16 protein-coding genes are annotated in these 18,038 nt (G+C 71.1%); 13 read left to right on the top strand and 3 right to left on the bottom strand.

Features of this window, described 5'->3' with window-relative positions; genetic code table 11:
* The first annotated feature begins 261 nt into the window (after window positions 1-261).
* Both ACFWGJ_RS28505 and ACFWGJ_RS28510 read left to right on the top strand, forming a co-directional pair.
* Complete coding sequence (locus tag ACFWGJ_RS28505; RefSeq protein ID WP_387330187.1) at window positions 262-843, top strand: SigE family RNA polymerase sigma factor; 582 nt, start codon at window positions 262-264, stop codon at window positions 841-843.
* Entirely contained in the window at window positions 840-2,054 is a 1,215-nt protein-coding gene (locus tag ACFWGJ_RS28510; RefSeq protein ID WP_387330148.1) for a WD40 repeat domain-containing protein, read from the top strand. The genes ACFWGJ_RS28505 and ACFWGJ_RS28510 overlap by 4 nt, the downstream gene beginning before the upstream one ends.
* A 13-nt stretch (window positions 2,055-2,067) precedes the next feature.
* Here the strand turns inward: ACFWGJ_RS28510 and dapA are convergent, their stop codons facing one another.
* Window positions 2,068-2,988, bottom strand: a complete 921-nt coding sequence (dapA, locus tag ACFWGJ_RS28515) for a 4-hydroxy-tetrahydrodipicolinate synthase (protein ID WP_387330151.1) — start codon at window positions 2,986-2,988, stop codon at window positions 2,068-2,070.
* 175 nt (window positions 2,989-3,163) lie between these two features.
* Here dapA and ACFWGJ_RS28520 point away from each other — a divergent pair, with 175 nt between their 5' ends.
* The 6 genes from ACFWGJ_RS28520 to ACFWGJ_RS28545 all read left to right on the top strand — a co-directional run bounded on the left by ACFWGJ_RS28520 (window position 3,164) and on the right by ACFWGJ_RS28545 (window position 8,120).
* Window positions 3,164-3,373, top strand: coding sequence for a hypothetical protein (locus ACFWGJ_RS28520; RefSeq protein ID WP_387330154.1), 210 nt, complete (start codon window positions 3,164-3,166; stop codon window positions 3,371-3,373).
* Window positions 3,370-4,050: a hypothetical protein gene (locus ACFWGJ_RS28525; protein ID WP_387330157.1), complete on the top strand. Its 681-nt coding sequence runs from the start codon at window positions 3,370-3,372 to the stop codon at window positions 4,048-4,050. The genes ACFWGJ_RS28520 and ACFWGJ_RS28525 overlap by 4 nt, the downstream gene beginning before the upstream one ends.
* 56 nt (window positions 4,051-4,106) lie before the next feature.
* Window positions 4,107-4,520 carry a phage holin family protein gene (locus tag ACFWGJ_RS28530; RefSeq protein WP_387330160.1) on the top strand — a complete coding sequence of 138 codons (414 nt, stop codon included), beginning with the start codon at window positions 4,107-4,109 and terminating at the stop codon, window positions 4,518-4,520.
* Window positions 4,517-4,948 carry a DUF3618 domain-containing protein gene (locus ACFWGJ_RS28535; RefSeq protein ID WP_387330163.1) on the top strand — a complete coding sequence of 144 codons (432 nt, stop codon included), beginning with the start codon at window positions 4,517-4,519 and terminating at the stop codon, window positions 4,946-4,948. The genes ACFWGJ_RS28530 and ACFWGJ_RS28535 overlap by 4 nt, the downstream gene beginning before the upstream one ends.
* 335 nt (window positions 4,949-5,283) lie before the next feature.
* Complete coding sequence (locus ACFWGJ_RS28540; RefSeq protein ID WP_387330166.1) at window positions 5,284-6,900, top strand: DHA2 family efflux MFS transporter permease subunit; 1,617 nt, start codon at window positions 5,284-5,286, stop codon at window positions 6,898-6,900.
* Between the two features lie 236 nt (window positions 6,901-7,136).
* Window positions 7,137-8,120 (top strand): Lrp/AsnC family transcriptional regulator, encoded by a 984-nt coding sequence (locus tag ACFWGJ_RS28545; RefSeq protein WP_387330169.1) that lies wholly within the window; start codon window positions 7,137-7,139, stop codon window positions 8,118-8,120.
* Between the two features lie 105 nt (window positions 8,121-8,225).
* On the opposite strand, the gene ACFWGJ_RS28550 is transcribed toward ACFWGJ_RS28545, so the two are convergent.
* Window positions 8,226-10,058 (bottom strand): endonuclease/exonuclease/phosphatase family protein, encoded by a 1,833-nt coding sequence (locus tag ACFWGJ_RS28550; protein ID WP_387330172.1) that lies wholly within the window; start codon window positions 10,056-10,058, stop codon window positions 8,226-8,228.
* A 356-nt stretch (window positions 10,059-10,414) separates the two neighbouring features.
* Between ACFWGJ_RS28550 and ACFWGJ_RS28555 the strand changes: the two genes are divergently transcribed.
* A complete protein-coding gene (locus ACFWGJ_RS28555) occupies window positions 10,415-11,854 on the top strand; it encodes a hypothetical protein (protein ID WP_387330175.1) in 1,440 nt (479 codons plus the stop codon).
* A gap of 323 nt (window positions 11,855-12,177) precedes the next feature.
* On the opposite strand, the gene ACFWGJ_RS28560 is transcribed toward ACFWGJ_RS28555, so the two are convergent.
* Complete coding sequence (locus tag ACFWGJ_RS28560; RefSeq protein ID WP_387330178.1) at window positions 12,178-12,357, bottom strand: hypothetical protein; 180 nt, start codon at window positions 12,355-12,357, stop codon at window positions 12,178-12,180.
* Window positions 12,358-12,677: 320 nt separating this feature from the next.
* Between ACFWGJ_RS28560 and ACFWGJ_RS28565 the strand changes: the two genes are divergently transcribed.
* The 4 genes from ACFWGJ_RS28565 (at window position 12,678) to ACFWGJ_RS28580 (ending at window position 17,913) form a co-directional block, all read left to right on the top strand.
* Complete coding sequence (locus ACFWGJ_RS28565; RefSeq protein WP_387330181.1) at window positions 12,678-14,156, top strand: alkaline phosphatase PhoX; 1,479 nt, start codon at window positions 12,678-12,680, stop codon at window positions 14,154-14,156.
* Between the two features lie 404 nt (window positions 14,157-14,560).
* Window positions 14,561-16,168, top strand: coding sequence for a TROVE domain-containing protein (locus ACFWGJ_RS28570; protein ID WP_387330190.1), 1,608 nt, complete (start codon window positions 14,561-14,563; stop codon window positions 16,166-16,168).
* 50 nt (window positions 16,169-16,218) lie between these two features.
* Window positions 16,219-16,866 carry a GntR family transcriptional regulator gene (locus ACFWGJ_RS28575; protein WP_387330193.1) on the top strand — a complete coding sequence of 216 codons (648 nt, stop codon included), beginning with the start codon at window positions 16,219-16,221 and terminating at the stop codon, window positions 16,864-16,866.
* A gap of 30 nt (window positions 16,867-16,896) precedes the next feature.
* Window positions 16,897-17,913 (top strand): 1-aminocyclopropane-1-carboxylate deaminase, encoded by a 1,017-nt coding sequence (locus tag ACFWGJ_RS28580; protein ID WP_387330184.1) that lies wholly within the window; start codon window positions 16,897-16,899, stop codon window positions 17,911-17,913.
* The last annotated feature ends 125 nt before the right edge of the window (window positions 17,914-18,038 follow it).

Consider the following 18,038-nt stretch of genomic DNA (forward strand, 5'->3'; position numbering starts at 1 on the left):
ACAGCCTAAAGGACAAAAACAGGGGCGCAGCCCCGTTTTTAGGGGCGCGGGGAACTGCGCGCTCAGCCCCCACCGGGCCCGCACCAGTCGGACGGCGGTCACCCATCCCAGGGGCGCGGGGAACTGCGCGACAAGCCCCCACCGGACCCGCACCGTAGGACGGGTGCAGGAAACGTGGGCGGCGAGGCATAGCGCGGGGTTCGTGCGGGCGTCTGTACGGGTGGGAGCGGGGGAGATGCCCGCGGGGAAGAGACGGTGACGATGGATGCCCAGGGGCACGAGGCGTTCACGGAGTTCGTGGAGAACAGGTCGACGGCGCTGCTGAAGACCGCCGTGCTGCTCAGCGGCGGCGACCGCCACGCGGCCGAGGACCTGCTGCAGAACGCGTTGATCAAGGCCGCCGGACGCTGGCACAGGATCGACGAGCCGGAAGCGTACGTACGGCAGATCCTGTACCGGCAGCAGGTGAGCCGCTGGCGGCTGAAGTGGCGGCGGCGGGAGCTGACCGTCGCCGAGCCGCCCGAGACGGCGGACGGGACAGCGGGCGGCACGGCGGCCGGCGCGGACGCCGCCTCCGCGACGGAGCTGCGGATCCTGATGCGCGGAGCGCTCGCGCGGCTCACGGCCCGGCAGCGGACCGTGCTCGTCCTGCGGTACTTCGAGGACCTGCCGGAGGCCGACGTGGCCCGGATCCTCGGCTGCTCGGTCGGAACCGTGCGTTCCACGACACACCGCTCGCTCGCCAAGTTGCGCGTGCTCGCGCCGGAGCTGACCGCCCTCGGTCCGGCCGACGCCGAGCAGAGCCCTTCCCGCGACTTCTCGCCCGTGGAGGTTCGTCCGTGAACATGGATCAGCTCGTACGCGACGCCCTGCACGAGCAGGCCGCGGAGGCCACCGCCCCGCCGCCGGATTTCGGCAGTCGTGTCCTGGCCGTCCGGCGCCGCCGCCGGACCCGCAGGCTGGCCGGCGCCGCGGTGGCCACGGCGGTCGCGGTCGCCGTCGGAGTGGGGGTGCCGCTCCTCGACGGCAAGGACGAGCCGCGGCTCGCCAGCCAGATGAACCGGAGCGACATCATCGCCCACCCGGACCAGACACCGCCGCGCGACCTCATCGCGGCGGGCGACATGGCGATGGCCGCCTACTCCACGGCCAAGACGGTCAAGGAGACCCCGGACAAGGGCGTCTTCCGGCGCACCTACAGCCTCCTCGACCAGAAGACCGGCAAGTACGTGAAGACCACCAAGTGGTCCTTCCTCGATGTCGCCCCCGGCCTGCGCACCGCCGCCGTCCTGGAGAAGGACCTGCCCACCCGGCGGATCGGGCTGCTCGACCTGCTCACCGGCAAGGTCGATCGCTGGATCACCGTCGACCGTGCCGTCGCGAGTGTCGCCTTCTCGCCCGACGGCAGCAAGCTAGTCGCGACGACGTACAGCAAGAACCCCGATCTGCGGTTCCGGGCGGACTACGACAGCGACGGGGACGGCAAGAACAACGACTGGGACACGCGGTTCGGCCAGTCGGACCGGACCGGCTTCTACGTTCTCGACGTCGACTCGGGGGACGGCTCCTGGAGCAAGGTCACGGGCCATGAGGACGACCTCAACGTCCGCCAGGACTTCGCCTTCAGCGAGGACGGCAAGCTGGTCTACTCCGGCCTCACCTCGGAACCCCAGATGCAGTACTACGACTTCAAGGGCAACGAGGTCGAGAAGCCCGCGAAGGAGAAGTACCTGTACTGGTTCGTCGAGGCCGGGCTCTCCCCGAACGGCAAGCTCGCAGCGGGCGACTTCGCGGGCGGTGCCAGGACGACCGCCTCCGCGATCAACGACCCGTACACCGGCAAGCGGCTCTACAAGATTCCCGGGCAGCAACTGCTCGCCTGGGTCGACAACAAGCGGCTCATCGCCTGGGACATCGAGCCCGGCACGAACGAGTTCCACAACCGGCTCGTCCTCGTCACGATCGGCAACAAGAAGACCGTTCCGCTGAGCGGTTTCCGTCAGGGGAACGACGGCGCGGACGGGCGCTGGGATCCGATCTTCGCCGCACGCTGACCAGCCGGCGGGATCAGCCGGCGGCCGTCAGGCGCTCGTACGCGGTCAGCAGTCCGTCGGTCGTCCCGCGGCCGGCGGGCTGCAGCGGTGCCCGGACGGGACCGCCGGGCAGGCCCAGGGCGTTCAGCAGTGCCTTCGTCGTCACTGTGCCGGGCAACCCGGACGCCATCATCAACTCGGTGAGGGGAATGGCGCGTTGCTGCAGGCGGGCCGCCTCGTCCGTGTCACCGACGTCGAACGCGTCGATGATCGACCGGAAGTGACGCGGGATCACATTCGCCACCGTGCTGACGTATCCCGCACCGCCGACCGCGTACAGGGCCAGTACGTACTCGTCGCAGCCCGTGTAGTACGCCAACTCCGTCCGCGCCAGCACCTTCTGGGTGCCCAGCAGGTCGTAGGCACAGTCCTTCACCGCCACGATCCGCGGGTGCTCCGCGAGCCGCAGCATCGTCTCCGGCTCGATACGGGTGCCGGTGCGGCCCGGGATGTCGTACAGCGCGAGCGGTAGTCCGGAAGCGTCCGCGATCGTCCGGAAGTGTGCCTCGACGGCGTCCTGCGGAGGCCTGCTGTAGTAGGGAGTGACGGCCAACAGGCCGTCCGCGCCCGCCTTTTCGGCCTCCAGCGCGAGCTGGACGGAGTGGCGGGTGTCGGCGGTCCCGATGCCCGCGACGACCGCGGCGCGGTCCCCGACGGCCTCGGTCACCGCCCGCACCAGCGCGGACCTCTCGGCGTCCGTCAGGGTCGGCGACTCCCCAGTGGTCCCGGACAGCGCCAGTCCGTCGCAGCCCTCGGAGACCAGCCGCTCGGCCAGGCGCCGGGCACCGTCCAGGTCGAGCGAGCCCCCGTCGGTGAAAGGCGTCACCATCGCGCACAGGGCACGGCCGAAGGGGCGGGGGCGAGGATGCATGACTGGGGGCGAGGTCGTGGTCATGGGAGTAGTCTCGGGCCGTCGACCTGGAAGCTCCACTTAATTCTTCTGCGCCATACAGGTAAGGGATGCTAATGGATGGGTGCTCGGGGGCGCCCTAGGCACCTGCCCCGGTTTGCGTCACCATGACGGGGACGGCAGTCGGTGATATCGGTGTTGATCGGTCACGGGAGGCGTTATGAAGCTCGGCAAGGCGCTCGCCACCGGAGTCGCGGAGGAGCGACCGCGTACGACGGACGAAGAACTTCTGCTCGGCGAACAGGTCGATGCGGCCGGCAGGACCGAGACGACCGAGACGACCGAGAGGGCTGAGACGGCTGAGAGGCCGGAGCCCGCGTCCGGGTCCGGGTCCGGGTCCGGGTCCGAAGAGGTTCCGGTCGCGCGATGAGGATGCGGCTCCCCGAGGAACGTCCGGCGGAGCCGCCGACCGGATTCAAGATCGCCCACCCGATGCTGTCCCAGGACGGCGACCGGGCCGGGTTCACCGGAGTCTCGCTGGGCGGCGCGCTGCCGTACGGGGTCCTCGACGAGGCGCACTGCGTCTACGGACTGCGGCACCGCGCGCCGCACCGCCGTTGCGACTGCGGCTTCCACTGCGTCCACGACCGTACGGCCGCCGAGGCGATGCTGTGCACGGCCGAGCACCGGGCCGCCGTCCTCCTCGAAGTGACGGTCCTCGGCGCGTACCTCCGCTTCGAACTCGGCTTCCGGTACGCGCGGCAGCGGGTGCGCACCGCCACGGTCGGGCCCTGCGCGTGCGGCGCGGTCGCCGTCGCGCTCGCCGACGCCGGCTGGGGCAGGCCGGGCTGGCGGTGCCTGGCGGCCTCCTGCGCCGGATGCGTACGGGGGCGTACGGCCGTGTCCCTGGCGACCTTCGCCCGGCTGGGCGGTGAGGGGCTGCGCGTACGGGCCGGGGGCGGGGTCGAGGAGTCCGCCGGTGCCGGTCTGCCCGAAGGGCTGGGCGTCTCCGAGCTGGCCGCCGAGGCCGCCCTTCTGCAGGCCCGGCTCGACTGGTTCCAGAGCCAGCTGGCACGGCTCGGCGAGCGGGGCACCGGGAAGGGGTAGTGACGGCCCAGCCGGGTACCCGGGCGTTCCCCCCGGACGAAAGGAGGCGGAACGCCATGACCGGGACCATGAACCGGCGGCCGGACGAGCAGCACTCGGTGGGTGAACTCGTCGGGCAGGCCACAGAACAGCTTTCCGAACTCGTACGGCAGGAAGTGCGGCTCGCCAAACAGGAGCTGACCGAGAAAGGGCGGCGCGCGGGGCGCGGCGGCGGGCTCCTCGGTGCGGCCGGCGCCGTCGCCTACGTGGGGCTGATGGCCCTTTCCGCGACCGGTGCGGCCGCGCTCTCGCTGGTGCTGCCCGTGTGGGCGGCGGCTCTCATCGTCACCGCCGTGCTCTTCGTGACCGCGGCCGTGCTGGCGAAGACCGGCCGTTCGCAACTCGGCCGTGCCACCCCTCCGATGCCCGAGGAGACGCTCGACAGCGTGCGGGCCGACGTCGACGAGATCAAGGAAAGGGCGCACCGATGAAGGACACGAACGAGCCGGTCGAGATCGGCGGGTTCTCGGACAAGCCCGCCGCCGGGACCGAGGGGCCGGAGGAACTGCGGCGCCAGATCGAGGAGACCCGTACGCAGCTCGGCGACACGGTCGAGGAGCTGGCGGCGAAGGCCGATGTGAAGGGCCGGGCGAAGGCGCGGGGCGCCGAGCTGAAGGACAAGGCGGCCGAGGCGGGGCACTCCGTGCAGGGCAAGGCCGTGCAGGCCGGGCACGTCGTGCAGGAGAAGGCCGTTGTGGCGGGCCACGTCGTGCAGGAGCGTGTGCCTCAGCCGGTGCGTGACGCTGCGACGGCTGTCGTGCAGGCCGGGCGGCGCAATCCCAAGCCGGTGCTGCTCGCCGGGGCGGGGGTTGTGGTCGCGGCGGGGGTGTTGCGGCGGCGTCGCAACGGGCGCGGTTGAGTGACGGCTCGGCCGTGTTGTATCGGGGGCGTTGTGCGGGGCCCCTCGGGAGCGTTGTGATGCGCCTGCGGGTTGGTGGGGGCTGAGCGCGCAGTTCCTCGCGCCCCTGGAAGCGGGCCGGTTCTGTGTCCGCGGGTTGGTGGGGGCTGGTCGCGCAGTTCCTCGCGCCCCCCTGCGGGGCTCGGGTGGTGGGTCGGGAAACCCTGTCGGATGTGGGTTCGGTGTCGGATTTCCTGGAAATTCTGGCCCTGGCTGGCTCCGCTTCGGTTGTGGTGGCGAAAGTGGGCGCCGTAACAGCCGACCGCGGCGTGTGACGCCGCGAGGGGGAGAGTTCCGTGAACGTCACAACGACGGCGAGCGTCTCGCAGGGGCGGCGGGCGGCCACGCTCGTCATGGCCTGCGTGGGTGTGTTCGTCGCCTATCTGCCGGTGACCACCGTCTCGGTGAGCCTGCCGGCCATCCAGCGGGCGCTGCACGCGTCGACCGCCCAACTGGCCTGGGTGTCCGACGCGTTCGTCCTGCCCATGGCCGCCCTCATCCTCACCGCCGGAGTCGTCGGTGACGTCCACGGCCGCAAGAAGGTCTTCCAGGCGGGCCTGGCCTTCTGCGCCGCGGGCGCGGCCGTCGCCCTGTCCGCCCAGTCGATCGAGGTCCTCTGGATCGGTCAGGCCTTCGCGGGCATCGGGGCCGCGGCACTGCTGCCCACGACTCTCGCGCTGATCAGCCATGTCGTCCCCGACCACCGGGAGCGCGGCAAGTTCATCGGCCTGTGGGCGATGTCCCTGCTGTCGGCGCTCGCCCTCGGCCCGATCATCGCCGGGCTCGTCCTCGAACACTTCGCCTGGCGGTGGATCTACCTGCTCGCGGTGCCCGCCTCGCTCGTCGCCATGGTCTTCGCGGCCCGGCTGCTGACCGACTCGCGCGCCGCCGGCTCGCGCAGGCTGGACTGGCCCGGCCAGCTCACCGCCGCCCTGGCGATCACCGCACTCGTCTACGGGGTCATCGAGGGCGGCGCCGAGTCCTTCACCGACCCCAAGGTGCTGGTGGCCCTGTTCACGGCCGTCGTCGCCGGTGTCGCCTTCGTCCTGGTGGAGCGGCGCAGCGACAGCCCGATGCTCGACCTGAAGCTGTTCCGCAGCGCGGCCTTCAGCGCCACCACCCTGGTCGCCATGATCAGCTTCCTCGGCCTGATCGGGTTCTTCTTCGCCCTGAGCTTGTACTTCGGCATGGTCCAGCAGCTCAGCACCCTGGAGGCGGGCGCCCGGCTGGTGACGGTCAGCCTCATGGCCATCCTGGTGGGAGCCCCGGTCGGCCGCCTGATGCACCGGGTGTCGGCACGTCTCCTGATCACCGGCGGCCTGCTCGTCAGCGCGGGCGCCCTGCTGTCCCTGACCACGATCGACGCCGACACCTCGTACGTCTCGCTGGTCTGGCGGCTGGCGCTGCTGGGCCTCGGCATGGGACTGGTCATCACGCCCATGACCGCCACCGCGGTCGCCTCCGTACCGCATCACCTGGCCGGCATGGCCGCCGCCGGGAACAACGCCTTCCGGCAGGTCGGCGGCGCACTCGGCCCCGCCGTCCTCGGCGCCCTGCTCACCAGCCGGGCCACCGGCTCCCTGTCCGGGCACCTCGCCGACGCGGGCCTGACCGGCGCCCAGCGGCAGAGTGTCGTCGCGGCCGTGGACGAGGGCGGACTGGGCGCGGTCGCGCGGATGGACCTGGGTCCGGCCCAGGGGCGCGCCCTGGGCGCGCTGTCCGAGGCCTTCCTCGACGGCCTCCACCTGTGTCTCGTCGTCTCCGCGCTGCTGACCCTGCTCGCCGCGGCGGTCGCGGCCGTCCTGCTGCGCGGTCCCCGGCAGACGACGAGGCCGGTGGCCGGCTCCGGTGCGGTTTCCGCGACCGGTTCCGCCCCGGGCGTCGAAACCGGAACCCGATCGACGGTGGGATGAACCCGCCGCAGTGATCCGGCGTCTTACCGGGTGCCCTCCGTGGGGACGGGAAGGGCGCCGGTGCGAGGCCCGGACCCGGGAACACACTCCTGGGTCCGGGCCTCACTCTCGCTCCGGCACCCCGGCACCCTCCTCGGTAGGATGATCGTCGGCGGTTCCCCGTCCGAGCCGCACGGACCAGGGATACGGACCGGAGATACGGGCCAGAGGTACGGACCAGAGAGCGGGGCGCGCGCGTGGAGTCCCGCACGAACGACCCCCTCGACCCCCTCGATCTGAAGCTGCTGCAGGCGCTGCAGCTGGACGGCCGGGCGCCGTTCAGCCGGCTCGCGCAGGTGCTCGGCGTCTCCGACCAGACCGTCGCGCGGCGCTACCGCCGCCTGCGCACCACGGCCGGTCTGCGGGTGCTCGGCATGACCGACGAGAGCCGGCTCGGCAGACAGAGCTGGGTGGTGCGGCTGCGCTGCACGCCCGACGCGGCGGAACAACTGGCCGCCGCACTGGCCCGGCGCCCCGACACCTCGTACATCGGGCTGTTCTCCGGGGGCACCGAGCTGATGTGCGCGATGAAGCCGCGGTCCAGTCAGGAGCGGGACGAACTGCTCTTCGACCGGCTGCCGCGCACCCCGCGCGTCATCTCGGTCAGCGCGCACTGCCTGCTGCACTCCTTCTACGGCGGCCCGCTCGGCTGGCTCAACAAACTCCGGGCCCTCGACCCCGACGAGGAGGCCGCGCTGACCCCGCCGCCCGTCGCGACGCCCACGGACCCCGTCACCCTGGACGCGCAGGACGAGGCGCTGCTCGCGGTGCTCCGGCGCGACGGCAGGACCCCGCTCACCGAACTCCAGAGCAGTACCGGGCAGACGGAGTCGGCGGTCAAACGGCGGCTGGACCGGCTGCGAGCCTGCGGGGTCCTCTACTTCGACGTACAGAACGACCGCCAATCCCTGGGGCACTCCATCGACGCGATGCTCTGGCTCACGGTCGCTCCCTCCGCCCTCGACGAGGTCGGGCGCGCGCTGGCGGGGCATCCCGAGGTCGGCTTCGCCGCGGCCGTCACCGGCCAGGCCAACATCGTCGCCGCGGTCCTGTGCCGCGACACCGGCGCCCTGTACTCGTACCTGAGCGAGCGGATCGGGGTCCTCGACGGCGTCCAGGCCGTGGAGACCGTCCTCACCCTGCGCCAGATCAAACAGCTCACCTACGAACCCGGCCGCTGACGGCCCGCCGTCCCGCCCCCGGACACGACCGGGCCCGGCCCCCCTGACGTCGGGGCCGGGCCCGGCGGCGTACGGCCGGAGCGACTCCGGCAGGCACCTGAACGGCTACGGGCGGAAGCGCAGCACCTGCGGGTCGTGGTCGCTGATCTGGTCGGAGAACTCCGCGTTGATGTGGACGCTGTCGAAGGTGAAGTCGCGGTCCTTGCGGATCGACGGGCTGATCAGGATCTGGTCGAGGACCTGGCTGTTGCCCTGGTAGTCGTAGCTGTAACGCTCGCTCCTCGGCAGGGACTTGACGGCCGACCAGAGGGCGCCGTCGGCCTCCAGGAGCTTCGCCGTGGTCGAGAACTCGAAGTCGTTGATGTCGCCGAGCGTGACGACGTCCGCGTTCCGCTGCTTCGCCAGGATGTCCTTGACGAAGGCGTTCACCGCGGTCGCCTGGAGGTGGCGCTGCGTCTCCGAGCTGCGCGCCGGCGGCTGGAACTGCGAGTGCAGCGACTGGTCGCCGCCCTTCGACGCGAAGTGGTTCGCGATCACGAAGACGCTCTCGCCGCGGAAGGAGAACTCGCCCGCGAGCGGCTTGCGGCTGTTCGTCCAGGCGGCGTTCGCCGGATCGACTCGGCCAGGAGAGGCCGTCAGCTGCGCCTTGCCGCGCACCTTCGTGACTCCGACGGCGGTGGTGGCGTCACCGCCCGGACGGTCGACGAAGGAGACCCGCGCCGGGTTGTAGAGGAACGCCTGGCGGATGTTGCCGCCCGGCTCACCGCCGTCCGCGAGGTCCACCGGGTCGATGGAGCGCCACTCGTAGGCCGGTCCGCCGGCGGCGACGATCGCGTCGGTCAGCTTCCTCAGCGTCAGGTCGGCGGCGACCGTACCGTCGTTCGTCGCGCCGTTGTTGTCCTGGATCTCCTCCAGGGACACGATGTCGGGCGACTGCAGGTGGTCCACGATCGCGGCCGCGTGAGCGGCGAACGTACCGTCGCCTGGGTCGAGGTTCTCGACGTTGTACGTGGCGACGGCCAGCTCCGTGCGCGACTGCTTGCGGGTCGTCTCGCGCTCCAGGCCGCCGGCCTCGACCGTGCCGATGGTGCGGGCGGTCAGTGTGTAGCCGCCGAACTGGTTGTAGTCGAGGGGGCCCTCGGTGGTGCCCTTCAGGGTGTCCCCGACGTTCGCCGTCGGGAACGGCTGCGTGGCGGTCGGTATCAGCGACTGGATCTGCAGCCGGCCGGTGTTCTGCGCGGAGTACGAGCCGTACACCGTGCCGCCGCGGCGGTTCGGGTTCTCGTGCGGCTTGACCGTCACCCAGAGTTCCGCGTACGGGTCGGTCGCGGTGACCACGCGGGACGAGCCGATCGCGACGTTCATCCCTTCCAGGGACTCGTAGAAGTCGAGGGCGTACTTCTTCGGCCGCAGCGTGAGGCCGTTCACCGAACCGTTCGCCGCCGGGTCGCCCTCGGGCGCGTACGAGGCGGGTACGGAACGGCTGTTGACGACGGTGGCCGCGGGCAGCGTGTTGCCGCTCGACACGACCGTGACCGTCGGACGGGTGATCTCTGTGACCGACTGGTTGCCGGTCGAGGCACCGCCCGGCACGAACTCCGTGACCGTGCCCGAGACGGTGACCGAGTCGCCGACGGCGACCTTCGGCGTGGAGCTGGTGAAGACGAAGACGCCCTCACTGGTGGCCGGGTCGTCGTCCGGGGTCGTGCCCTGGATCCAGAAACCGCGGGACGAACCGTAGGTCCGTACGCCCGTGACGAGGCCGGCCACATCCGTGACCTGCTGACCGGCGAGCGGGGACGTCCGGGTGGAGCCCTGGATGTCGTGGACGGCCACGGAGTCCGCGTGGGCGGGCGACGTGACGACCACGGAGGAGACCGTGGAACAGACGGCGGCGACGGTGAGCGCGGCGATGCGTGCGGAAGACTTGCTCGGCAACGAAATCCCTCCGGGGACGTGCGTGGGCGCCGGGACGAGGGCGGGGCGGGGTGGGACGCGGGTGTGACAAGGGTGGGACGAGGGTGGAATCTACGCGCGTCAATCTCGTGCCAGGCCACGGCACTTGTCAAGGTTTCCTGGCTTAACACTTCTGTCAGGTTCATGAACCGGGCGGCATGGGCCCAAATCCGTCTAGGCTGAGGTCGTGTTTCCGGGCGGCCGGAGGGTGTTCTCCCGGGCGGCCCCGGGGCACCGCGTCGTGCGTCCGGACGGGCGCCGGAGACGCGAGGTGCGGTGCGTCCAGACGGGCGCCGAGATACGAGATCGACGTCCGTTCGTCCTAGGAGAACCAGCCGATGTCAGACAGCTCCCCCTTGCCGCCGGTGCGTCTGCACTCCGAAGCGGAACTCGCACGGGACGCGCTCGCCACGCCGCTCCTGTCGCGTGCCGTGCGGCTCGCCCGCTGGGCCGGCCCGGACACCAGGGTCGGCGCCGGGGGCGAACTCGTCGAGGAGCAGCTCGCGGCAGCCGCCGCGGAACTGGCACTCGACGGCGAGGACGCCGCGGCCTACGCAAGCGAGGCCTGGCGGGTGGCCGTGGACACCGGGCTCGTCGCGGTCGTGGACGAGGAGGAGGGCACGGTCGCCGCCGGAGCCGAGCTGACCCTCGTCCTGTCCGGAGCACCGCAGGACGTCCTGGGGCTGTGGCTCGGCGCCCTCGACACGGTCCTGGCCGACGCGAGCGTGCCCGACCTCGACGACCTCGTGGACGCCATGGACGAGGGCGGCGAGATCGACTTCTCCGCGCTGGACTGGGACCCCGAGGCCGAGGCCGAGTTCCTCGACGGGGTCCTCGGCAACCTCTACCTGCTGACCGCCAGTGAGGACGGGCCCGGCGACGGCCCCGTCCCGCTGCCCGCGCTCGCCGCGTCGATGATCGTGCCGGACGACATGGGGGAGCCCACCAACGACGTCCTGGAGCAGGTGTCGGACGCGATGATGCGGCTCGACGACCAGTTCCGGGCACTGGAGCCGGTGGGGCTCGTCGACTTCCAGCCGGTCGACGAGGCGCTCATGGCCGAGGTCGGCGACGAGCCGGCCGCCCCGTCGGGCGAAGCCGTGGACGACACGGACGTCTCCCGGTACGGGATGGTGCGGCTCACCCCGCTCGGGGTGTACGGCATCCGGGCGCGGCTCCTGGAGGCCGGGTTCGCGGCGCCCGCCGTGGGCGACCTCGCCGACAAGGGCGCGGACGTGCTCCTCGACAGCACGTCCGCGTTCCCGCCCATGGCCGCGCAGGCCGAGACCGAGCAGTGGCTCGCCCGGCGTGAACCCCTCGCCGCCGCACGGGAGTTGCTCGCCGCGGCGCGCGGGGCCGACGCGGGGGCGCCGCTGCGGCGGCTGCGCTGCCAGCAGGCGCTGTCCCTGGTCGGCACCCAGGCCGCGCCCGCGCTGCACGAGGTCCTCGACGACGGCGAGCTGGGCGGGCTCGCGCGGGTCTGGCTCGCCGAGCGGGGCGTCCCGGACGTGCCGCCGCCGTCCGAGGAGATGGTCTTCTGGCTGACCGTCGACACGATCGCCGCGCAGCTCGCCGCGGAGGGCAACTCCGAGGAGCTGCAGGCGCTGGTGGAGGGGCTCGCGGCGCAGCACGGGTCGTTCTTCGCGGCGGCGTGGCGGGTGGAGCATCCTGCTACGCCGGACGTGCTGGAGGCGATGGGGCGGTTGCATCCGGACAAGAAGGTGGCAAAGGAGGCGCGGAAGGCTGCGTTCAAGGCTCGGTCGCAGCACGGTCAGTGAGGCGGGGGCCAGGCCCCCGGGCCCCCGGTCCTCAGGCGCCGGACGGGCTTGGGGTTCGTCTGCGGGTTCGGTGGGGGCGGGGCCAAAAGATTGCGCAGTTCCCCGCGCCCCTGAAAGGCGGGGCTGCGCCCCAGCCGTGCAGCTTTTGGCTTGTCCGCGGGTTAGGTGGGGGCGGGCCCGAAGGATTGCGCAGTTCCCCGCGCCCCTGGGTATGTCAGCCCGTCCGGCGTTTGAGGACGAGCGCGTAGCGCGATCAGGGGGCGAGGGGCGTAGCCCCCTGCGTGATGGGAACGGGTAGGGGCGGCGGGGGCGAAGGAAAAGGGTCAGGGGTCGGACGGGTCGTCCATGGAGAGGACTCGGACCGGGATGCCCTCCAGGGTGTCCGGGATCGTGTCCTCGGGGCGGAGCCCGTCACGGGGCACCTTGCGCGTGACGAACACGACGACGACATCCTCCCCGGACTCCTCGTCACGCCCCGTCCCGACCCCACTCACGTTCGCCATCCCCAGCAACCGCTCCTCATGAAGATGGCGTGCCTGACGTGCATCCACTTCAGCTCGCCTCCCATGCGCCGTACGGTCGTGCCGGTCCGTGCTCCCGAGATTATTCCGGTCCGCGGTTCGGACGCGAGAGCTGATGGGCCGTACGGGGTGCGTGGGGCCGCAGGGGCGGATCGGGGCCCGTTCACACAACGGGGTCCCGGAATGTCGGACGGCGTTCAACCGGCGTTAAGTCACGGGCGGGACCGTGTGGCCGACCCCCGGGTCAGCCGCTCCTCGCTCACCGCTCGCCACGGTCACACTCCACCGTCACAGGAGACAGCATGTCGCTCACCCGCAGGGACTTCGCCAGACGATCCGCGATCACCGGTGCCGGTGTCGCCCTGATCGGCAGCGTGGGCACACTCGCCACCGCGCCCGGCGCCCTCGCGTCCACGGACACCGAGACCGCGGGCGACGACGGCGAGGACGGAGGCGACGGAGGGGACGCCGGAGAGCGGCACGGCGGGGCCGTCGGGTACGGGCCGCTCCTGCCCGACCCCAAGGGCGTCCTCGCACTGCCCGCCGGGTTCTCCTACCGCGTCGTCACCCACAGCGGGAAGACCAAGCTGGAGTCCGGCGAGTACACCCCCTCCAACCACGACGGCACGGCCACCTTCGACGGCCCGCGCGGCACGACCCTCCTCGTCAACAACCACGAGCTGAAGGGCCCGCGCGCCAACTGGGCGTACCCGGTGCCGCTGACCGAGGGCCTCGTCTACGACCCGGCCGCCTCCGGCGGCTGCACGGTCGTCGAGGTGCGTCCCGGCGGCGCGGTCGCCGAATGGGTCGGCATCGCGGGCACCTCCACCAACTGCGCGGGCGGCAGCACCCCGTGGGGCACCTGGCTCACCTGCGAGGAGAACTCCGACCGGGCCGGCGAGAACGGCATGACCAAGGACCACGGTTACGTCTTCGAGGTCGACCCGGTCGACCGGCGGGCCAACCGCGACCCCAAGCCCCTGAAGTTCTTCGGCCGCTACGACCACGAGGCCGTCGTCATCGACCCGAAGCGCGGCCACGCCTACCTCACCGAGGACGACTCCGAGCCCAACGGCCTCTTCTTCCGCTGGAAGCCCCCGCACGGCTTCACCCACGGCCGCGGCAGGTTCCGTACCCTCGCCGACGACGCCGGGGTGCTCCAGGCGCCCAAGTGCTATGACTCCGGCGGCCGTTACGTCGACGACCTGTCCCGCGCCACGAAGATCGGCACGGTGTACGGGGTCGACTGGATCGACGTGCCCGACCGGGACGGCAGGACCGTTCCGGTGCGCGAGCAGTTCGGCACCGGCGAGGTCACCCGCGCCCGCAAGCTCGAAGGCATGTGGTGGAGCGACGGCGGCGCGTACATCGTGTCCTCGTACGCCCGTGACGAGAGCCCCGTCCAGCACGACGGACAGGTCTGGTTCTACGACCCCAAGCGCCGCACGCTGACCCTGAAGGTGCTGCTCGGGGTGAACCCCGACCCGTCGAAGGACGGCGCCTTCGACGGCCCCGACAACATCACCGTCTCCCCGTACGGCGGTCTCGTCATCGCCGAGGACGGCGAAGGCGTCTCGCATCTCTTCGGCGCGACGGACAGCGGTCGTACGTATCCCATCGCCCGCAACGACCTGAACATCGGCACCGCCGAGGAGCCCGAGTTCAGCGAGTTCACCGGCGTCACCTTCTCGCCCGACGGAAAGACCCTGTACGCCAACATTCAGGTGCCGGGCATCATGGTCGCGATCAAGGGACCCTGGAAGCGGCAGAAGCGCCGCTGAAATACGTTCCCCGTAGCGGGAATTTAATCGTTCGCCCGGTCCGTGACACGCCTTCTACAGTGGACAACGTCCAGGTGCGGAGGCGGGATCTGCTTCGCCGGATCTGGACACACAATGTCATGCACCTCCCGGTGCGATGGCTGCGGCTACTTCTCTTCCAAAGAATCCAGGCCGCAGCCGACTTGATCTCGGGAGGCGCAGCAAAAGGTGTGTGCCCGGTGCGCAGGCAGCGGTTACTTCATGGATCGGACTGTTGCGGGTTCAAGTCCCGTCATCGGCCTCGGGCCGGTGTAGCTCAATTCGGTAGAGCATCTGGAAAAAGTCCGCCGCCGACCCTTGAACTCGGGCACGCTCCCTTTGCTGCGCCTCCCTCCGGAACATTCATGAATTCGGGGGAATTCACCATGGCGCGGTTCAACACCAAGGCGGCGAAGGCCCGGGGCACCTCGCGTGTCACCTCCACGGGGCGCGTGCTGCGGACGTACGAGGGCGGGCGGGGCGCCGAGCGGGACCCTCGCTCGGAGCTGTTCCTGCTCTCCATCGCCAACTTCGTCGCGCAGAAGACCTTCTACGAGAGCGGCGAGGCGCGCGACGACCGGTTCGCCGCGCTCGTACGGCAGCTGGCCGTCGCGGACCCGTCGTGGACGGCCGCCCTGCTCGACTGGCTGCGCGGCGAGGGCAACATGCGGACCGCGTCGATCGTGGGCGCCGCCGAGTACGTCAAGGCGCGCCTCGACGTGGGCGCCACGGACGGGCCGGCGAACCGGCAGGTCGTCGCGTCCGTGCTGCGGCGCCCGGACGAGCCCGGTGAGCTGCTCGCGTACTGGACCTCGCGGTACGGGCGGGCCGTGCCCAAGCCCGTGAAGCGCGGGATCGCCGACGCCGTGCGGCGGCTGTACGGGGGCAGGTCGCTGCTCAAGTACGACACCGCGTCCAAGGGGTACCGCTTCGGGGACGTCCTGAATCTCGTGCACGCCGCGCCCGATCCGCAGAAGCCGTGGCAGGGCGAGCTGTTCCGGTACGCGCTCGACCGTCGGCACAATCCCGAGACCGCCGTGCCGCCCGCGTCCGACCGGGTGCTCACCGCGCACCGCGAGCTGATGGCCGTGCCGGTGGGGGAGCGGCGCGCGGTCGTGACGTCCGAGGACGGTGCCCGGCGGCTCGCGGACGCCGGCATGACCTGGGAGGCGCTGGCCGGGTGGCTGCAGGGGCCGATGGACGCCGCTGCCTGGGAGGCCGTGATTCCGTCCATGGGGGCCATGGCTCTCGTGCGCAACCTTCGCAACTTCGACGAGGCCGGTGTCTCGGACGAGGTAACCGCTCTCGTCGCGGAGAAGATCAGTGATCCGGACGAGGTCGCGCGGTCCCGGCAGTTTCCGTTCCGGTATCTCGCCGCCTATCAGCACGCGCCCTCGCTGCGGTGGGCCCATCCGCTGGAGCAGGCGCTCGGGCATTCGCTGGCCAATGTGCCGGCGCTGGGCGGGCGGACGCTCGTCCTCGTCGACCGGTCCGGCTCGATGTTCTACTCGCGGATGTCTGACCGCTCGGACCTCAACCGGGCCGACGCGGCGGCGGTCTTCGGTACGGCGCTCGCGCTGCGGGCCGAGAAGGCCGATCTCGTCGAGTTCGGCACCAGCAGTGGTGCGGTGCGGTTCCGGCGGGGTGAGTCCGTGCTGAAGGTGCTGGGGCGGTTCGGTGATCTGGGGGGCACGAACACGACCGAGGCGGTACGCAAGCACTACCGGAAGCACGACCGGGTGCTGATCGTCACCGACGAGCAGGCCACGTACAGCCACTACGGGGATCCGACCGAGCAAATTCCGGCGCATGTGCCCGTGTACACGTGGAACCTCGCGGGGTATCGGGCGGGGCATGCGCCTTCGGGGGGCGGGGCCGGGGGTGCGGCCGGAGCCGCGCATCGGCATGTGTTCGGGGGGCTCTCGGATGCTGCCTTTCGGATGGTTCCGCTGCTTGAGTCCGCTCGGGATGCCGACTGGCCGTGGGCTGTGTGAAGCGGGCCCACTCGGGCTTGTGTCGAGGATGAGTGACATCTAACATTTTAATTATGACTATGAGGCCGGTGCCGCGGACGCTCCTTCGGGATCAGGCCTATGCGTCCATTCGTGACGCCATCGTCGTCGGGGAGATCGCGCCCGGCGCCGTCGTGCGTGACGCCGAGCTCGCCGAGCGGCTCGGACTGTCCAGGGCGCCGGTGCGGGACGCCTTCGCGCGGCTCGTCGACGAAGGGCTGCTGGAGAGCAAGCCGCAGAGCTATACGCGGGTGACCGCGGTCGTCGCCGCCGATGTGCGGGACGCGGCGGCCGTGGTCGGGGCCATGCACGAGCTGGCCGTGCGCGTCGCCGTGCCGCGGCTGCGGGGGGCGGACGTCGACGCCATGCGGTCGGCCAACGCGCGGTTCGCGCATGCCGTGCGGGCGGGGGATGTCGATGCCGCCCTGCGTGCCGACGACGAGCTGCACGATGTGCCGGTGCGGGTGAGCGGTAACCGCGCGGCGGCTTCCACCGTCGCGCGGTACACGCCCCTGATCCGGCGGCTGGAGAGGCGACGCTTCGGTGAAGGGGGCAACTGCCGCTCGGCCGGGCTGCACGAGCGGCTCATCGAGGCGTGCGCGGAGGGTGATGTGGACGAGGCCGTCCGGGTCACCTCGGAGATCTGGCGAGGGCTCGAAGGTCTCGTCGACCTTGACTGACACAGCTGTTCGATCTTGGAGGGCTCACCCATGTCCCTGGATTCGTACGAGCGTTATCCCCTGCTGTTCGGGCCGTCGCCCGTGCATCGGCTGGAGCGGCTGACCGCTCATCTCGGCGGGGCCTCGCTCTGGGCCAAGCGCGAGGACTGCAACTCCGGTGTCGCGTACGGCGGGAACAAGACCCGCAAACTGGAGTACCTCGTCGCGGACGCGCTCGCCCAAGGGTGCGACACGCTGGTGTCGATCGGCGGCGTGCAGTCCAACCACACCCGGCAGGTGGCTGCCTGTGCCGCTCGGGCCGGGCTCAAGTGCGTGCTCGTGCAGGAGAGTTGGGTGGACTGGCCCGACGCCGTGTACGACAAGGTCGGCAACATCCTGATCAGCCGGCTGGCCGGGGCCGATGTGCGGCTCGTGCGGGCCGGGTTCGGGATCGGGTTCAAGGAGAGCTGGGAGCTGGCCCTGCGGGAGGTCGAGGAGGCGGGTGGGAAGCCGTATGCCATTCCCGCGGGAGCTTCCGATCATCCGCTCGGTGGGCTCGGGTTTGCCGGGTGGGCTTATGAAGTGGCGCAGCAGGAGGCGGAGTTGGGGGTCTTCTTCGACACCGTCGTTGTCTGTTCCGTCACCGGGTCCACTCAGGCGGGGATGGTGGCCGGGTTCCGTGCGCTGGAGGAGGGTGGGGGGCGGGTGCGGCGGGTTGTCGGGATCGATGCGTCCGCCGAGCCCGACCGGACTCGGGAGCAGATTGTTCGGATCGCTCGGAACACCGGCGGGCTCATCGGTGTGCGGGAGGAGATCACCGAGGCCGATGTCGAGTTGGACGGGCGGTATCACGGGGGGACCTATGGGATTCCCGATGACGTGACGTTGGAGGCCATGCGGCTTGCCGCCCGGACCGAGGGCATGGTCACCGATCCCGTGTACGAGGGGAAGTCCATGGCGGGGATGGTGGATCTGGTGGCGCGCGGGGAGATCGGGCCGGAGTCCGTGGTGCTGTACGCGCATCTGGGTGGGCAGCCTGCGTTGAATGCGTACAGCGCTTTGTTCTGACGGGTGTCTGTTGCGGGGCGTGGCCGTGGTGGGGGCGGGGCCGTGCCGGTGTGTCCGTTCGCAGCCTCCCGTGCGCACTGCCCTGTGTTTCCACGGGGGTGGGCGTTGCCAGCGGGAGCCGTACG

The organism is Streptomyces sp. NPDC060205, from assembly GCF_042728395.1.
In the GTDB taxonomy this organism is placed as follows: Bacteria; Actinomycetota; Actinomycetes; order Streptomycetales; family Streptomycetaceae; genus Streptomyces.

Coding starts and splice junctions, on each gene's coding strand:
- ACFWGJ_RS28580 (WP_387330184.1), top strand. CDS start 16,897: ATGTCCCTGGATTCGTACGAGCGTTATCCCCTGCTGTTCGGGCCGTCG.
- ACFWGJ_RS28505 (WP_387330187.1), top strand. CDS start 262: ATGGATGCCCAGGGGCACGAGGCGTTCACGGAGTTCGTGGAGAACAGG.
- ACFWGJ_RS28565 (WP_387330181.1), top strand. CDS start 12,678: ATGTCGCTCACCCGCAGGGACTTCGCCAGACGATCCGCGATCACCGGT.
- ACFWGJ_RS28560 (WP_387330178.1), bottom strand. CDS start 12,357: ATGGCGAACGTGAGTGGGGTCGGGACGGGGCGTGACGAGGAGTCCGGG.
- ACFWGJ_RS28570 (WP_387330190.1), top strand. CDS start 14,561: ATGGCGCGGTTCAACACCAAGGCGGCGAAGGCCCGGGGCACCTCGCGT.
- ACFWGJ_RS28535 (WP_387330163.1), top strand. CDS start 4,517: ATGAAGGACACGAACGAGCCGGTCGAGATCGGCGGGTTCTCGGACAAG.
- dapA (WP_387330151.1), bottom strand. CDS start 2,988: ATGACCACGACCTCGCCCCCAGTCATGCATCCTCGCCCCCGCCCCTTC.
- ACFWGJ_RS28525 (WP_387330157.1), top strand. CDS start 3,370: ATGAGGATGCGGCTCCCCGAGGAACGTCCGGCGGAGCCGCCGACCGGA.
- ACFWGJ_RS28520 (WP_387330154.1), top strand. CDS start 3,164: ATGAAGCTCGGCAAGGCGCTCGCCACCGGAGTCGCGGAGGAGCGACCG.
- ACFWGJ_RS28555 (WP_387330175.1), top strand. CDS start 10,415: ATGTCAGACAGCTCCCCCTTGCCGCCGGTGCGTCTGCACTCCGAAGCG.
- ACFWGJ_RS28530 (WP_387330160.1), top strand. CDS start 4,107: ATGACCGGGACCATGAACCGGCGGCCGGACGAGCAGCACTCGGTGGGT.